General features: G+C 60.2%; 14 protein-coding genes. 6 read left to right on the plus strand and 8 right to left on the minus strand.

The genetic code is table 11. From position 1 onward, the window contains the following. Window positions 1–34: 34 nt before the first annotated feature. Window positions 35–1,681 carry a GMC family oxidoreductase gene (locus ACK1U9_RS06800; RefSeq protein WP_449109780.1) on the minus strand — a complete coding sequence of 549 codons (1,647 nt, stop codon included), beginning with the start codon at window positions 1,679–1,681 and terminating at the stop codon, window positions 35–37. Between the two features lie 178 nt (window positions 1,682–1,859). Between ACK1U9_RS06800 and ACK1U9_RS06805 the strand changes: the two genes are divergently transcribed. After that, a complete protein-coding gene (locus ACK1U9_RS06805; RefSeq protein WP_108480421.1) occupies window positions 1,860–2,747 on the plus strand; it encodes a LysR family transcriptional regulator in 888 nt (295 codons plus the stop codon). On the opposite strand, the gene ACK1U9_RS06810 is transcribed toward ACK1U9_RS06805, so the two are convergent. Genes ACK1U9_RS06810 through ACK1U9_RS06820 form a run of 3 tightly spaced genes read right to left on the minus strand, consistent with a single transcriptional unit; the run spans window position 2,736 to window position 5,746 of the window. Beyond that, on the minus strand, window positions 2,736–3,554 hold the full coding sequence (locus tag ACK1U9_RS06810) for a sulfite exporter TauE/SafE family protein (protein ID WP_085601060.1): 819 nt from the start codon (window positions 3,552–3,554) through the stop codon (window positions 2,736–2,738). The two genes, ACK1U9_RS06805 and ACK1U9_RS06810, sit on opposite strands and share 12 nt — an antisense overlap. Next, window positions 3,551–4,822: an NAD(P)/FAD-dependent oxidoreductase gene (locus ACK1U9_RS06815; protein WP_108480422.1), complete on the minus strand. Its 1,272-nt coding sequence runs from the start codon at window positions 4,820–4,822 to the stop codon at window positions 3,551–3,553. Before ACK1U9_RS06815 ends, ACK1U9_RS06810 begins: the two co-directional genes overlap by 4 nt. A gap of 39 nt (window positions 4,823–4,861) precedes the next feature. Continuing rightward, on the minus strand, window positions 4,862–5,746 hold the full coding sequence (locus ACK1U9_RS06820) for an MBL fold metallo-hydrolase (RefSeq protein ID WP_085601061.1): 885 nt from the start codon (window positions 5,744–5,746) through the stop codon (window positions 4,862–4,864). A gap of 222 nt (window positions 5,747–5,968) precedes the next feature. Here ACK1U9_RS06820 and ACK1U9_RS06825 point away from each other — a divergent pair, with 222 nt between their 5' ends. Beyond that, the gene (locus ACK1U9_RS06825; RefSeq protein WP_046615320.1) at window positions 5,969–7,261 is read left to right on the plus strand and encodes a sigma-54 interaction domain-containing protein; all 1,293 of its coding nucleotides are present in this window, start codon (window positions 5,969–5,971) and stop codon (window positions 7,259–7,261) included. Between the two features lie 241 nt (window positions 7,262–7,502). Then, window positions 7,503–7,910, plus strand: a complete 408-nt coding sequence (locus ACK1U9_RS06830; RefSeq protein ID WP_046615321.1) for an RcnB family protein — start codon at window positions 7,503–7,505, stop codon at window positions 7,908–7,910. A 62-nt stretch (window positions 7,911–7,972) separates the two neighbouring features. Here the strand turns inward: ACK1U9_RS06830 and gyrB are convergent, their stop codons facing one another. Genes gyrB through dnaA form a run of 4 tightly spaced genes read right to left on the minus strand, consistent with a single transcriptional unit; the run spans window position 7,973 to window position 14,187 of the window. Continuing rightward, window positions 7,973–10,393 carry a DNA topoisomerase (ATP-hydrolyzing) subunit B gene (gene gyrB, locus ACK1U9_RS06835; RefSeq protein ID WP_046615322.1) on the minus strand — a complete coding sequence of 807 codons (2,421 nt, stop codon included), beginning with the start codon at window positions 10,391–10,393 and terminating at the stop codon, window positions 7,973–7,975. Window positions 10,394–10,397: 4 nt separating this feature from the next. Next, window positions 10,398–11,501 (minus strand): DNA replication/repair protein RecF, encoded by a 1,104-nt coding sequence (gene recF / locus ACK1U9_RS06840; protein WP_046615323.1) that lies wholly within the window; start codon window positions 11,499–11,501, stop codon window positions 10,398–10,400. A gap of 15 nt (window positions 11,502–11,516) precedes the next feature. Beyond that, window positions 11,517–12,620: a DNA polymerase III subunit beta gene (dnaN, locus tag ACK1U9_RS06845; protein ID WP_003260019.1), complete on the minus strand. Its 1,104-nt coding sequence runs from the start codon at window positions 12,618–12,620 to the stop codon at window positions 11,517–11,519. Window positions 12,621–12,660: 40 nt separating this feature from the next. Next, window positions 12,661–14,187, minus strand: a complete 1,527-nt coding sequence (dnaA, locus tag ACK1U9_RS06850; protein ID WP_046615324.1) for a chromosomal replication initiator protein DnaA — start codon at window positions 14,185–14,187, stop codon at window positions 12,661–12,663. A 595-nt stretch (window positions 14,188–14,782) separates the two neighbouring features. On the opposite strand from dnaA, the gene rpmH reads away from it, so the two are divergent. The 3 genes from rpmH to yidD are packed head-to-tail and all read left to right on the plus strand — an operon-like array spanning window position 14,783 to window position 15,573. Continuing rightward, entirely contained in the window at window positions 14,783–14,917 is a 135-nt protein-coding gene (gene rpmH, locus ACK1U9_RS06855; protein ID WP_003253163.1) for a 50S ribosomal protein L34, read from the plus strand. Between the two features lie 13 nt (window positions 14,918–14,930). Continuing rightward, complete coding sequence (gene rnpA, locus ACK1U9_RS06860; RefSeq protein ID WP_085601064.1) at window positions 14,931–15,335, plus strand: ribonuclease P protein component; 405 nt, start codon at window positions 14,931–14,933, stop codon at window positions 15,333–15,335. Next, window positions 15,328–15,573 carry a membrane protein insertion efficiency factor YidD gene (yidD, locus tag ACK1U9_RS06865; protein WP_015268406.1) on the plus strand — a complete coding sequence of 82 codons (246 nt, stop codon included), beginning with the start codon at window positions 15,328–15,330 and terminating at the stop codon, window positions 15,571–15,573. Before rnpA ends, yidD begins: the two co-directional genes overlap by 8 nt. The last annotated feature ends 1 nt before the right edge of the window (window position 15,574 follow it).

Genomic DNA, 15,574 nt, shown 5'->3' on the forward strand with positions numbered 1-15,574 from the left:
GACCGCCAGCTGCCGGTACTGCACGCACCCTCGTTCAGGGCGTCGGTATCGCGTCTTCGTTCAGATAGGTCTGGGTCGCAGCTCCTTTGAGGATCAGTTGCGCCGCCTTCTCGGCGATCATCAGGGTGGGTGAACAGGTATTGCCAGAGGTGATCTGCGGCATGATCGATGCGTCCGCCACGCGCAGGCCAGGGATGCCGTGTACGCGCAACTGGTTATCCACAACGTCCAGTTCGCCATTGCCCATGCGGCAGGTGCCTACCGGGTGGAAGATGGTGGTGCCGATCTTGCCGGCGGCTTCGAACAGCTCTTCTTCGGTTTGCAGGGCTGGGCCCGGCAGGTATTCCTTCGGGTCGAACGCAGCGAGGGCAGAGGCCTGGACGATACGTCGGGTAAGGCGAATGGAGTCGGCGGCGACGCGTAGGTCCTGGGGGTCGCTGAGATAGTTGGGGTCGATCAGCGGAGTGCTGTTCATGTCGCTGCTGCGGATATCGATACGCCCGCGGCTGGCCGGGCGCAGGTTGCATACCGAGGCGGTAAAGGCCGGGAACCTGTGCAGCGGCTCGCCGAAGCGCTCAAGTGACAGCGGCTGCACGTGGTACTGCAGGTTGGCGGTGGCCTGCTCCGAGCTTGAACGCACGAATGCGCCCAACTGACTCGGCGCCATAGCCAGCGGGCCACTGCGATCATAGAGGTAGCGCAAGCCCATGCCCATCTTGCCCCACAGGCTGTTGGCCATCTGGTTCAGGGTACGGGTATTGCGGATCTGGTAGATCAGGCGCAGCTGCAGGTGATCCTGCAGATTGCCGCCAACGCCTGGCATGTCATGACGCACGCCAATACCCAGACTTTCCAGTAGCTGCCGTGGACCGATGCCGGAGCGTTGCAGGATACCGGGAGAGCCCACAGCGCCCGCGCAGAGGATGATCTCGCGACGTGCCGCAAACTCGTGCCAGGCACCCTGCCAGAATGCCTTTACTGCCCGCGCACGGGTGTTGTTGAGCAGCACCTGGTCAACCTGAACGCCAGTCAGCACGGTGAGGTTTGGGCGGTTCTTGATCGGCCGCAGGAAAGCCTTGGAAGCGTTCCAGCGCACACCGCTGCGCTGGTTGACCTGGAAATATCCACACCCCTGGTTGTCGCCGGAATTGAAGTCATCGACCTTGCCGATGCCGCTCTGCTCGGCGGCATCACGGAAGGCATCGAGGATCGGCCAGCTGTAGCGCTGTCGCTCGACCCGCCATTCACCATCACCACCGTGGTGCTCGTTGGCGCCGGCAAAGTGGCTTTCGCTGGCCTTGAACAGCGGCAGTACGTCCTTCCAGGCCCAGCCGTCGTTGCCTTGCTCGGCCCAAAGGTCGTAGTCGGCGGCCTGGCCGCGCATGTAGATCATGCCGTTGATCGAGGAGCAGCCACCCAAAACCTTGCCGCGTGGATAGCCCAGCGCGCGACCGCCCAGGCCGGGCTGCGCCTCGGTCTTGAAGCACCAATCGGTGCGTGGGTTGCCGATGCAATAGAGGTAACCGACGGGGATATGGATCCAGGGATAGTTGTCGCGGCCACCCGCCTCCAGCAGCAGCACGCGGCAGGAAGGGTCGGCGGACAAACGATTGGCCAGCAGGCAACCGGCGGGCCCGGCCCCCACGACCACGTAGTCGAAGACAGAATCGGCTGATGGCATGTGCAACCTCGGGCCTGATTATTATTCTTGTCCCGATCCATCTTAGTGAGTAATTTCGTGGAGGAAACACGAGATTTCGCGCAGCCGCTGTGCGTTTTAGCACAGTGGCAAGTCTGTAACGGCCTCTTCGCGGGCGTGTCCGCGAAGAGGCCGGAACGAACTGCCAAAAAGGATCAGCATGTTCGACTGGAACGATCTGCGTTATTTCCTCGAGTTGCAGCGCAGCGGGCGCCTGCTTACCGCCGCCAAGCGCCTCAACACCACTCACAGCACCGTTGCCCGGCACATCGAGAGCATCGAGCAAAGCCTGGGTACCGCACTGTTCGTGCAGCATGCCCAGGGCTATGAACTGACGCCCTCGGGCCAAGCTCTTCTCAAGCACGCAGAAGCCATGGAAAACGTCGCCCTGCTGGCACAGGAAGAAATCACCCAAGCCATCACGCCGCTCGGCAAGATTCGCCTGGGGGTGACCGAAGGCATCGGCATCATGTTCTTCACCCCGCGCATGAATGCGCTGTTCGAGCGCTATCCCGGCCTGGAAGTGGAACTGGTGGCGGTACCGCGCTTCGTCAGCATCCTCAACCGAGAGGCAGAGATCAGCATCCACCTGGAACGGCCCAGCGCCGACCTGCTGATCACCCGCAAGCTCACCGACTACCGCCTGGCCCTGTATGCCAGCCAGGACTACCTGGACCGTGCGCCCCCGCTGCGCAACCGCGAGGACCTGGCCCGGCACAGCTGGATTGGTTATGTCGACGACTTGCTGTTCAGCCAGGAGCTGCTGTTTCTCAACAGTTTCTGCCGGGCCCCCAGCGTAGTGTTTCGCAGCACCAGCGTGATCGCCCAGCAAACCGCCGCCCGCGCCGGGCTGGGCATCGCCGTGCTACCCAACTACATGGCCCGCCACGACCCGACGCTAGTGCGCGTGCTACCTGGCGAAACCATCCAGCGCAGCTACTGGATCTGCACCCGCCGCGAACTGCACAAGTCGGTGCGACTGCGGGTGGTGTGGGACTACCTGCTGGCGCTGTGCGCGGCGGAACAGAGCGAGCTGCTAGCCCAATAGCGCCTTGCCGGCCAGCAGCAGAGCCGCGGCCCAACCGGCCACGGCAAACATCTGCTGCAAGCGCGGCCCGGCCAGCCTGTTCGCCAACGGCCGCGCCAGCAGCAGACCAAGCACTGCGCCGACAGCGAACGGGGCGCCAACCTGCCAGTGCATGACCCCTGCCAGGCTGGCGCTGACCACACTGCCGGTGGACACCAGCGCGATCACCGCCAGCGAGGTGGAGACGATGCTGGCCATCCGCAGGTTGGTGTAGCGGTTAAGGGCCGGAATGATGACAAAGCCACCGCCCACGCCGAGCAGGCCGGACAGCAGCCCGGACAATGCGCCCGTGAAGGCCAGGGCGCGCGCACACGGCAGGGTCCAGCGCAAACGGCCCTGCAGCGGGTTCAGCACGCAGGGTTCGATGTAGCGATGGGCATCATTGGCTTCGCCGCGCAGTTCCTTGGCCGCTTTGCGCCAGATACGCAGGCAGGCATACACCAACACCACAGCGAACACCAACTGCAGTGGCGTGTTCGGCAAGCGGTGCGCCAGCATCAGCCCGAATGGCGCCGCTGCCACACCGATCAATGCGATGAACAGCGCTGCCCGGTAGCGCACCAGGCCCTGCCGCAAGCCCAGCATTGCTCCCACCGCCGCCGCCATGCCTACTGCCAGCAGGCCGACCGGTGCTGCCTCGACCATCGACAACCCCAGGCCGAACACCAGCAAAGGCACTGCGAGAATGCCACCGCCGGCACCGGTCAACGCCAGCACGGCACCGATGAGCGCGCCCAGACCCGCTCCCAGTAATTGATGTTCGATCACTGCCGACCCTCGGCTACCAACGGCTGTGGCCGTGCCAGCCACTCGCGGCCCTTGAGCATGCCTTTCCAGTACAGGGGTGGCAGCACCTGCGCCTTGAGCAACCAGGCCAGACGTGTCGGCTTGCGACCATCCAGCAACCAGTTGGGGAAACTTGGAGCCAGCTTGCCGCCATAGGTGAATTCAGCCAGGACGATCTTGCCGCGCTCGACGGTGAGCGGGCACGAGCCATAACCATCGTACTGGGCGAGGGTAGGCAACCTTCCCAGGGCCACCAGCACGTTGTTGGCCACGACCGGAGCCTGCTTGCGTGCAGCGGCGGCGGTCTTGGCATTGCTGGTGTTGATCACGTCCCCAAGGGCATGGACATTGGTGAAGTGGCGATGGCGCAGGGTGTGCGGGTCGACATCGACCCAGCCGGCGCAATCGGCCAGCGGACTTTCACGAATGAAGTCCGGTGCCACCTGCGGCGGTACCACGTGCAGCATGTCGAAGGCCTCGATACGGGTTTCGCTGCTGCCATCGGCCAAGGTGCGCACGAAGGTGGCGCGCTTGTTCGGGCCGTCCACGGCGACCAGGCGGTGGGAAAAATTGAGGTCCACGGCGTACTTGTCGATGTACTTCATCAGTGCAGGCACGTAGTCCGCCACTCCGAACAACACTGCGCCGGCATTGAAGAAGCTGGCTTTCACAGCCCCCAGATGACCGTGCCGCAGCCAGTGGTCGCAAGACAGGTACAACGCCTTCTGCGGCGCGCCTGCGCACTTGATCGGCATGGGCGGCTGGCAAAACAGGGCTCGGCCTTGCTTGAGCTGCTGCACCAGATCCCAGGTGTAGGGTGCCAGATCGTAGCGGTAGTTGGAGGTGACGCCGTTGCGGCCCAAGGTCTCGCTGAGGCCATCTATGGCTGCCCAATCCAGCTTGAGGCCCGGGCAGACCACCAGCTGTTCATAACTGATGGCGCGGCCGCCCTCGAGCAGGACCAGTTGGCCCAGCGGGTCGAACCTCTGCACCCGTGCCTTTATCCAGCGCACGCCGCGCGGAATGGTCGAGGCCATGGTGCGAGCAGTGCTTGGCGCCTTGAACACACCCGCACCGACCATGGTCCAGCCGGGCTGGTAGTAATGCACGTCGGCGGGGTCGATCAAGGTAACGTCCAGCGACGGGTCACGGCTGATCAGGCTGGAAGCGATGGCGATTCCGGCGGCGCCAGCACCGACGATGACCACTTTGTGGTGGTCGGTATTGGCGGGGGACAACAAGGCAGGCATGGCGGTAAATCCTGTAAATCTGGTTATGGGGCAGGGCGGTCACAGCTTGTTCAGCGGAATCTTCAGGTAGCTCACACCGTTATCTTCCGGCGCGGGGAACTGGCCGCTGCGCATGTTTACCTGCACCGAAGGCAGGATCAGCACGGGCATCTCGAGGGTCTTGTCGCGAGCTTCACGCATGGCGACGAAGCTGTCCTCATCGATGCCCTGGTGGATATGAATATTGTTGGCGCGCTGCTCGGCCACGGTGGTGACGTACTGCATGTCACGGCCACCCGGCAGGTAGTCGTGGCACATGAAGAGCCGGGTCTGGTCGGGGAAGGCCAACAGGCGACGGATCGAGCGGTACAAGGTGCGGGCATCGGCCCCTGGGAAGTCGCAACGGGCGGTACCGTAGTCGGGCATGAACAGGGTGTCGCCGACGAACACCGCGGTCTCGCCGGCGTCCTCGATCATGAAGCTCATGCACGCAGGCGTGTGCCCCGGGGTGTGCAACGCGCGGGCATGCAGATTGCCAATGCGGAAACCTTCCTCGTCCTCGAACAGCACATCGAACTGGCTGCCATCGCGGGCGAAGCCAGGTTCGGCGTTGAACAAGGCACCAAAAACTTTCTGTACCTGGGTGATGTGTGCGCCGATGGCGGTATGGCCGCCGAGCTTTTCCTTCAAATAGGCCGCTGCCGAAAGATGGTCTGCATGCACATGGGTTTCCAGCACCCACTGCACGCTGGCTTCAAGCTCGGTCACGCGCTGGACCAGGCGGTCCGCCGATGCCGTGCAAGTGCACCCGGACTTGGGGTCGTAATCCAGCACACTGTCGATCAATGCGCATTTGCGGGTTTCGCAGTCCATGACCAGGTAGCTGATGGTCGAGGTCGCCTTATCGTAAAAGGCGTCCACGTGCAGGTTGTTGCCGATGATCATCGCGTTCTCCAATTTATCCGCCCAGCCTTGTACGCGCGTAGGCAGTGCCAGGAGGTTTATCAAGATGCATGCCAGGCATTTTCCTGCGCCTGGGCCAATGAAACCGGCCCGTTGCTCTCAGTTGCCGACGACAGTGACAGCGCAGATGGCAGTCGACTGTCAGCCAATGGCAGTGTTTGGCAGTCCTTGTTACCCTGCGCCGGTCATCCAATCGGTGCCGTCATGCCTGAAGCCCATCCCCTCATCCTAGCTTTGGTTTCCTATCTTGAGCACGATGCCCTGCCAACCATCGTGCTGGATACCGACTACAACATCCTGGCGGCCAACGCTGCCTATCGCCGCCAGTTTGGTCGCCATGAGCAAGCGCCGCTCGGTGAGAAATGCCACAAGGTCTCGCACCACTACGCCGTGCCTTGCGACCAGGCCGGCGAGCATTGCCCGATGCGCAAAGCGTGGCAAAGCAAGGTTCCGGAGCGGGTGTTGCACATTCATCACACGCCACGCGGCCCCGAGCATGTGGATGTCGAGCTGCGGCCGATCCTGGATGAACAGGGCAGGGTGGTGGCCTTTGTCGAGCGCCTGACCAGCATTACCCTCGCGTCGGCGCAGCCTCAGGAACAGGGGCTGGTCGGCCGGGCGCCAGCGTTCAAGGCGGCCCTGGCCAGCCTGCAACGTGCGGCACCGGCGCAGATCCCGGTGTTGCTACAGGGTGAGTCAGGTACTGGCAAGGAACTGTTCGCCCGTGCGCTGCACATGGGAAGCCCCAGGGCTAACGGCCCGTTGGTGGTGGTCGACTGTACCGGCCTGACCGAGTCGCTGTTCGAGAGCGAGTTGTTCGGCTACGAGAAGGGTGCGTTCACTGGCGCCAACCAGCGCAAGATCGGCCTGGCTGAAGCGGCGCATGGCGGCACCCTGTTCCTCGATGAAATTGGGGAGGTACCGCTGGCGATGCAGGTGAAGCTGCTGCGCCTGATCGAGTCCGGCAGCTTCCGCCCGGTGGGTAGCCTGCGCACGGTGCATTCGGATTTTCGCCTGGTGTCGGCAACCCATAAACCCCTCAGGCAAATGGTCGCGGACGGTACCTTCCGCGAAGACCTGTACTACCGCATCAGCGGCTTCCCGATCCGTCTGCCGGCATTGCGCGAGCGGGTAGAAGACCTTCCCTTGCTCGCCCAGAGCCTGCTGCAGCGCATGGCAGGCAAGCCGACACCCAGGCTGAGCGACGATGCCTTGCAGCAGCTTGGGTTGCATCCATTCCCGGGCAACATTCGCGAACTGCGCAACATTCTGGAAAGGGCGCGCTTGTTTGCCGATGACGGGCTGATCCGGCCCGAGCATTTGCCGGAGGATATTGGACCAGCGGGGGCGATCAAGACTGGTGGCCGGCGCAATCACCTGGGTGAGCTGGCGCAGGCACTGGAACAGTTCAAGGGCTCGCGCAGTGAACTGGCCCGTCACCTTGGCCTGAGCGAGCGAACCCTATATCGCCGGTTGAAGGAGCTTGGCCTGAATTGAGGCGTTCGGTTAACGCGGTCTAGAAGGGCCCGCGTATACCCGACGGCAACACACATCCTGTGGGAGCGGGTTCACCCGCGAACACCGGCAAAGCCGGTGCCATCCACCGCGCCTCCTCAGACCTTTACCGGACCTTTACCTCTGTCCTGACATTAAGCGGGAATGATTGTGGTCTGATTAGTTAACCGAACCTGGCAGCCCGTCAGCTCTCGCCAGGCATCAACATCCAGAGGACCGCAAAATGAAGAAAACCCTGACCGTGATCTGCGCCGCGCTCATGCTCAGCGCCCCTTTGGCCAGTTTCGCGCAGCCAGGCCCACCTGACCGGCATGATGGCGGTCCATCGCACCAGGGCAACCCACCGCATGGGCAGCCGCAGCACCAAGGCCGCCATGACAATGACCACGGTCCCGCCTACCGCGATCCGAACTTCCGCCCCCAACCGGACATGCCTGTTCCGCATCAACAGTGGCATCGCGGTCATGTGGTTGACCCGCATTACCGTGGCGACCGTTACTGGGTGACCGACTGGAAAGCACGCCACCTGTATGCGCCACCCCGTGATCACCGCTGGTTGTATGTGAATGGAGACTATGTGCTGGTTGCTATTGCCAGTGGTGTGATCGTCAACGTCCTCAGCGGTTACTGATTTCTATAGGCACTAAAAAGCCCGCTTTCGCGGGCTTTTTAGTGCCTATAGATCTAGGCGAATCAGAAGTCTAGGTTCGATACCGACAGCGCGTTGCTTTCGATGAAGTCACGACGCGGCTCGACCGCATCACCCATCAGGGTGTTGAAGATCTGGTCGGCAGCGATCGCATCCTCAATAGTGACCTTGAGCATACGGCGGACGGTCGGGTCCATGGTGGTTTCCCACAGCTGGTCCGGGTTCATCTCACCCAACCCTTTGTATCGCTGGATGGTGTGCCGCTTGGTGGTCTCGTTCATCAACCAATCCAGGCCTTCCTTGAACTCGACGATTGCCTTGCGGCGCTCACCGCGCTGTACGTAAGCACCTTCGCCCAACAAGCTGGACAGCTTGGCACCAATGTTGACTACGGTACGGTAGTCATTGCTGCCGAAGAAGTCCCGGTTGAAGGTGACGTAGCTGGCCAGGCCATGGGAAGTGATCTCCACTTCTGGCAACCATACGTTGCGTTCTTTGTCTTCGCGCAGGCTGGCTTTATAAACCAGGCCGGACTTCTGGCTGTTGTTCAGACGTTCCTGGAACTGGGCCAGCCAGGCTTGCATCACAGCGTGGTCACCCAGCTGTTCCAGGCTCACCTCCGGCAGGTAGATGAAATGCTCGGTCAGCTCTTCTGGATACAAGCGCGACAGACGCTTGAGGGTCTTCATGACACTACGGAATTCATTCACCAATGCTTCCAGCTGCACGCCGGAAACCGCTGGTGCCGATTCGTCCAGGTGCAGGCTGGCATCTTCCAGGGCCGACTGGGTCATGTACTCTTCCATGGCCTCGTCGTCCTTGATGTACTGCTCCTGCTTGCCTTTCTTCACCTTGTACAGCGGTGGCTGGGCAATGTAGATGTAGCCGCGCTCGACCAGCTCCGGCAGCTGCCGGAAGAAGAAGGTCAGCAGCAGGGTACGGATGTGCGAACCGTCAACGTCAGCATCGGTCATGATGATGATGTTGTGATAACGCAGCTTGTCGATGTTGTACTCTTCACGGCCGATACCGCAGCCCAGTGCAGTGATCAGCGTGCCCACTTCCTGGGAAGAGATCATCTTGTCGAAGCGCGCTTTCTCGACGTTGAGGATTTTACCCTTCAACGGCAGGATTGCCTGGGTACGACGGTTGCGGCCTTGCTTCGCCGAGCCACCCGCGGAGTCGCCCTCCACCAGGTACAGTTCGGAAAGGGCAGGGTCCTTTTCCTGGCAGTCGGCCAGTTTTCCTGGCAGGCCGGCAATATCCAGCGCGCCTTTACGGCGAGTCATTTCACGAGCTTTACGTGCCGCTTCACGGGCTCGGGCAGCGTCGATCATCTTGCCAACGACGGCCTTGGCCTCGTTCGGGTTCTCCAGCAGGAAGTCGGCGAAGTACTTGTTCATCTCCTGCTCCACGGCGGTTTTCACCTCCGAGGAGACCAGCTTGTCCTTGGTCTGCGAGCTGAACTTAGGGTCCGGTACTTTCACCGAGATAATCGCGGTCAGGCCTTCGCGGGCGTCGTCGCCAGTGGTCGCCACTTTGTTCTTCTTGGCCAGGCCTTCCTGTTCGATGTAGCTGTTCAGGCTACGGGTCAACGAGGAACGGAAGCCCACCAAGTGAGTACCGCCATCACGCTGCGGAATGTTGTTGGTGAAACACAACAGGTTTTCGTTGAAGCTGTCGTTCCACTGCAGGGCGACTTCAACACCCACGCCATCGTCACGCTGGACGTTGAAGTGGAATACCTGGGAGTTGACCGGGGTCTTGTTGGTGTTCAGGTATTCGACGAACGCGCGCAGGCCGCCTTCGTACTTGAAGAACTCTTCCTTACCACTACGTTCATCCTTCAGCAGAATGCCAACGCCGGAGTTGAGGAACGACAGCTCTCGGATACGCTTGGCCAGGATGTCCCAGCTGAAGTGAATGTTCTTGAAGGTTTCAGCCGAAGGCTTGAAGTGGATGTGGGTACCGGTGGTTTCGCTGTCACCGACAACCGCCATCGGCGCCTGTGGAACACCGTGAACGTAGGTCTGTTCCCAGATTTTGCCGCTACGGCGAACGGTCAGTACCAGTTTTTCTGACAGGGCGTTTACAACAGAGACACCTACGCCGTGCAGCCCGCCGGATACCTTGTAGGAGTTGTCGTCGAACTTACCGCCAGCGTGCAGCACAGTCATGATGACCTCTGCTGCGGAAACGCCTTCTTCTTTATGCACGTCGACCGGAATGCCGCGACCGTTGTCGCGCACACTGATGGACTCGTCCGGGTGGATGATGACGGTGATGTCATCGCAGTGACCGGCGAGGGCTTCGTCGATCGAGTTGTCGACCACCTCGAAGACCATGTGGTGCAGGCCGCTACCATCATCGGTGTCGCCAATGTACATGCCGGGGCGCTTGCGCACGGCATCCAAACCTTTCAGCACTTTGATGCTGGAGGAGTCGTACGTTTGATTTTCGCTCATGCATTCACTCCCGATGGTCGTGGGTCTGGGTGATACGGCCTTGTTCCACGTGGAACAAAGCAACTGGCGTTTCCGTCTGCCAGCCTTCCCTCAGTAATTCGTGATCTACACAGGTGATGAACACCTGGCAGCGTAATTCTTCAAGCAAGCGACACAGCGCGCGGCGATGCTGGTCGTCCAGTTCGGACGGCAAGTCATCCACGAGATAAATACAGTGACCGCGGCGAGCCTGACTAACGAGATGGCCTTGGGCAATGCGCAATGCGCACACCACCAGCTTTTGCTGACCACGCGACAGGATGTCGGCTGCGTTGTTGGCAGCCAGACGAAGACGCAGATCAGCACGCTGCGGACCGGCCTGGGTGTGGCCCATCTGCTGATCGCGAAGGAGAGAGGAACCAAGTACTTCTTGCAGTTCCCGGTCCTTGTCCCAGCCTCGGTAGTAGCTAAGGGTCAACCCGTCCAGCTCGACCAGTTCGCTCAGGGTTCGCTCGAAGACGGGCTTCAAGGCCTTGATGTAGTTGCGACGGTATTCATCTATTTCCGCACTGGCCAGGCACAATTCCCGGTCCCAGGCGGCTTGCGAAGCTGGGTCAAGTGTACCATGCCGCAACCATGAGTTCCGCTGCCGCAGTGCCTTCTGTAGCCGTTGCCAGGCTGGCAGAAAACGAGGTTCCACGTGGAACACTCCCCAATCCAGAAACTGGCGGCGTATTTTCGGAGCGCCTTCCAACAAGCGGAAACTGTCCGGATTGATGAGCTGAAGCGGTAGCAACTCAGCCAGTTGTGCCGCACTCCGCGCATTCTGCCCATCGATGCGAATAGTGAATTCTCCCTGCCGCTCCCGGGATACCCCCAGGTTACTGCTGCCACCCTCGGCCAATTGCACTTCACCGAACACGGTACAGGCCGGTTGTTCATACTGGATAACCGGGTTCAGGCGGGTGCTGCGGAACGAGCGCGCCAGCCCGAGCAGGTGCACGGCCTCAAGCACGCTGGTTTTGCCGCTGCCGTTGGCGCCGTAAAGGATGTTGATGCGGGGGGACGGTGAGAGTGTCACCGGGTGCAAATTGCGCACCGCGGTGACCATGATACGTCGAAGAGACATTTCGCCTGCTACGGGTTACAGACGCATCGGCATGACAACGTAGGAAGAATCGTCATTGCCAGCTTCCTGCAGCAGGGCACTGCTGTTGGAGTCGGACAGGATCAGACGAACTTGCTCGGTAGTCATTACGCCCAGGACGTCCAGCAGGTAGCTGACGTTGAAGCCGATTTCCAGTGAGCTACCTTCGTAGTCCACGCTGATTTCTTCTTCAGCTTCTTCCTGTTCAGGGTTGTTGGCCTGGATCTTCAGTTGGCCAGCAGCCAGTTGCAGGCGGATACCGCGGTACTTTTCGTTGGAAAGAATCGCAGTACGGCTAAAAGCTTCACGCAGCGCCTGACGGTCGCCGACCACCAGCTTGTCACCGCCCTTGGGCAGTACGCGCTCGTAGTCCGGGAACTTACCGTCGACCAGCTTGGAAGTGAAGGTGAATTCACCGGTGGTGGCGCGAATGTGGTGCTGGCCCAGAACGATGCTGACCATGCCTTCCGGGTCGGTCAGCAGGCGTGCCAGTTCAAGGATACCTTTGCGTGGCACGATGACCTGGTGGCGATCATCCTGCTCGATCGGTGCGCTCATGGAGCACAGCGCCAGACGGTGACCGTCAGTGGACACAGCTCGCAGGGTGTTGCGGGAAACCTCCAGCAGCATGCCGTTGAGGTAATAGCGCACATCCTGCTGGGCCATGGCGAAACTGGTCCGCTCGATCAGGCGGCGCAGCTTGCTTTGTTCCAGGTTACAGGTCAGCGAGCCCGGGCCTTCTTCCACTGTCGGGAAGTCATTGGCTGGCAGGGTCGACAGGGTAAAACGGCTGCGGCCGGCCTTGACCAACAGTTTCTGCTCGTCGACCTTGATATCGATCAGGGCGTCGTTCGGCAGGCTTTTGCAAATGTCCATCAGCTTGCGTGCCGGAACAGTGATTTCGCCAGGCTCGGCCGGCTCTTCCAGTTGCACGCGGCCTACCAGTTCGACTTCCAGGTCGGTACCAGTCAACGACAGTTGCTGGCCTTGCACGACCAGCAATACGTTGGACAGGACCGGCAAGGTCTGGCGGCGCTCGACGACACCGGCGACCAGTTGCAGGGGTTTCAACAGGGCTTCGCGTTGAATGGTGAAATGCATGGTCTAGTCCCTTGCCTTCAATTAGCTGCGCAGACGGCCATCAGGTCGTCAGCGTCCGCAGCAGGTTCTTGTAGTCCTCGCGGATGTCCGCGTCGGATTCCTTCAGTTCGTTGATCTTGCGGCAGGCGTGTAGCACGGTCGTATGGTCCCGACCACCGAACATGTCGCCGATTTCCGGCAGACTGTGGTTGGTCAGTTCCTTGGACAGGGCCATGGCCACCTGTCGTGGACGCGCCACGGAACGCGAACGACGCTTGGACAACAGATCGGAGATCTTGATCTTGTAGTACTCGGCGACGGTACGCTGAATGTTATCCACACTAACCAGCTTGTCCTGCAGCGCCAGCAGATCCTTGAGCGACTCACGAATCAGTTCGATAGTGATGTCGCGGCCCATGAAGTGCGAGTGGGCGATCACCCGCTTCAATGCACCTTCCAGTTCACGGACGTTGGAGCGGATACGCTGGGCAATGAAGAAGGCCGCGTCATGCGGTAGTTCGACCTTGGCTTGGTCGGCCTTCTTCATGAGGATCGCCACGCGGGTTTCCAGCTCTGGCGGCTCGACGGCCACCGTCAGACCCCAACCAAAGCGCGACTTCAAGCGCTCTTCCAGGCCTTCGATTTCCTTTGGGTAGCGATCAGAGGTAAGGATCACCTGCTGGCCACCCTCGAGCAGGGCGTTGAAGGTGTGGAAAAACTCTTCCTGCGAGCGCTCTTTACGGGCAAAGAACTGGATGTCGTCGATTAGCAGCGCATCCACCGAGCGGTAGAAACGCTTGAATTCGTTGATGGCATTGAGTTGCAGCGCCTTGACCATGTCCGCGACGAAGCGCTCCGAATGCAGGTACACGACCTTGGCATTCGGGTTCTTCTTCAGCAGGTGGTTACCCACAGCATGCATGAGGTGGGTTTTACCCAGGCCCACACCACCATAAAGGAAGAGCGGGTTATAGCCATGCTTGGGGTTGTCTGCCACCTGCCAGGCAGCCGCGCGCGCCAGCTGGTTCGACTTACCTTCGACGAAGGTATCGAACGTGAAGGTGCGGTTCAGGTAACTGGTGTGCTTGAGCGCACCTTCAACCTGCACGGTGCGCTGTTCGGTCCGTGCACTGCCAGCCGACGCAGAAGCCGGTTCGGCCATGGCATCGAAGCTATCACGCGAGGATGGCTCGGCCAGTTCATCGACAAGCACAGGCTCGGCCGCCGCGACGGCGACGGGTTCGACCGCTGCCGGCACTGCCTTCGGTGTCTGGCTCTGGGCCAGCGAGGCGGCCACCGCAGCACTTACTGGCGCGTTGGGTGCGGCACGTGGCGCAGAGCTGCGACGGCTGCCGATCAACAAGGAAAGGGCAGGCGCAATGCCGCTGCCGTTTTCGCCCAACAGCTCGAGCAAACGACCAAGGTACTTTTCATTGACCCAATCGAGAACGAAACGGTTAGGCGCATAGACGCGCAACTCGTCGCCTTCGGCTTCGACCTGTAGCGGACGGATCCAGGTGTTGAATTGCTGGGCAGGCAGTTCATCGCGCAGAAGCTCCACGCACTGCTGCCAAAGTTCCACTGACACGGATATCCCCTGAGTTTGAAAGCCGGATGAGGCAAAAACAAACCGCCATTGTACCGGTCGAGCGTTCAGTTATCCACATGTGGACACGTTAGGAACCATGACAAAACAGCCATTTATCGACCAAAACAGCTTCATCGCACTGTGAATAAGCCCTGTGGATAAGTAGTCATGAGCGCTATGCACAACCCTGAGGTCAGGCCTGTTGATAACTCACCTGTGGGTAAGTAGCCTTTTAATCCACAGCTTCTGCCCACGAAGAAAACAAGCGCAGCACCGGTTGAGAACACAGTTGTAAAACTCTGTACAGCCCGTATTTTCTGGCCTAAATCAGGTTATCCACAGAAGGTTATCCACTTAAGATTTATAGATTCTTCAGAAAAGCTTTTTATATGTCTCTTCTTTTTTTTCATGTTGTCCCCAATTCGTGTGTCCGATCAAGCACCCCCTGGGGGAGGGCAGGCACGCACCGTCCATCACGTGCTCTATATGGAAAGACTGGTTGGAAATTGACCTACGGGCTTGCTTTCTCTAGAATCGCCGGTCTCTTAAAAAGGGGGCCATCCCGGCCCGTCGTCGACAAACCAGGTAACACGCCATGAAACGTACTTTCCAACCAAGCACCATCAAGCGCGCGCGCACCCACGGCTTCCGTGCCCGTATGGCTACCAAGAACGGCCGCGCTGTTCTGTCGCGTCGTCGTGCCAAAGGCCGTAAGCGTCTGGCCATTTGATTTTTCGGCACAGGTGGTGAGTCAGGACTTCAGTCGGGAAAAGCGACTGCTTACACCCCGACATTTCAAAGCGGTCTTCGACTCCCCAACCGGCAAGGTTCCAGGGAAAAACCTGCTGATCCTTGCTCGCGAGAACGGCCTCGATCACCCACGCCTAGGCCTGGTGATCGGCAAGAAGAGCGTCAAGCTCGCCGTTCAACGCAACCGCCTCAAGCGCTTGATGCGCGATTCCTTTCGCCTGAACCAGCATTTGCTTGCCGGTTTGGACATTGTGATCGTCGCGCGCAAGGGATTGGGTGAGATAGAAAACCCGGAATTGCACCAACACTTTGGCAAACTCTGGAAACGCCTGGCGCGCAGCCGGCCCACTCCAGCAGTGACCGCCAATTCCGCAGGGGTAGACAGCCAAGATGCGTAAACTGGCGCTCGTTCCGATCCAGTTTTACCGTTACGCCATTAGTCCTCTGATGGCCAACCACTGTCGTTTCTTCCCCAGTTGCTCCTGTTATGCCTATGAAGCCATCGAAAACCACGGCCTCTGGCGTGGTGGGTGGCTAGCCGTTCGTCGCCTGGGGCGTTGTCATCCGTGGAACGACGGCGGTTTCGATCCCGTTCCTCCCGCTCCTTCCTCCCGAACTTCTTCGATAGCCGAGTAAT

Source organism: Pseudomonas sp. XP1 (genome assembly GCF_053557675.1).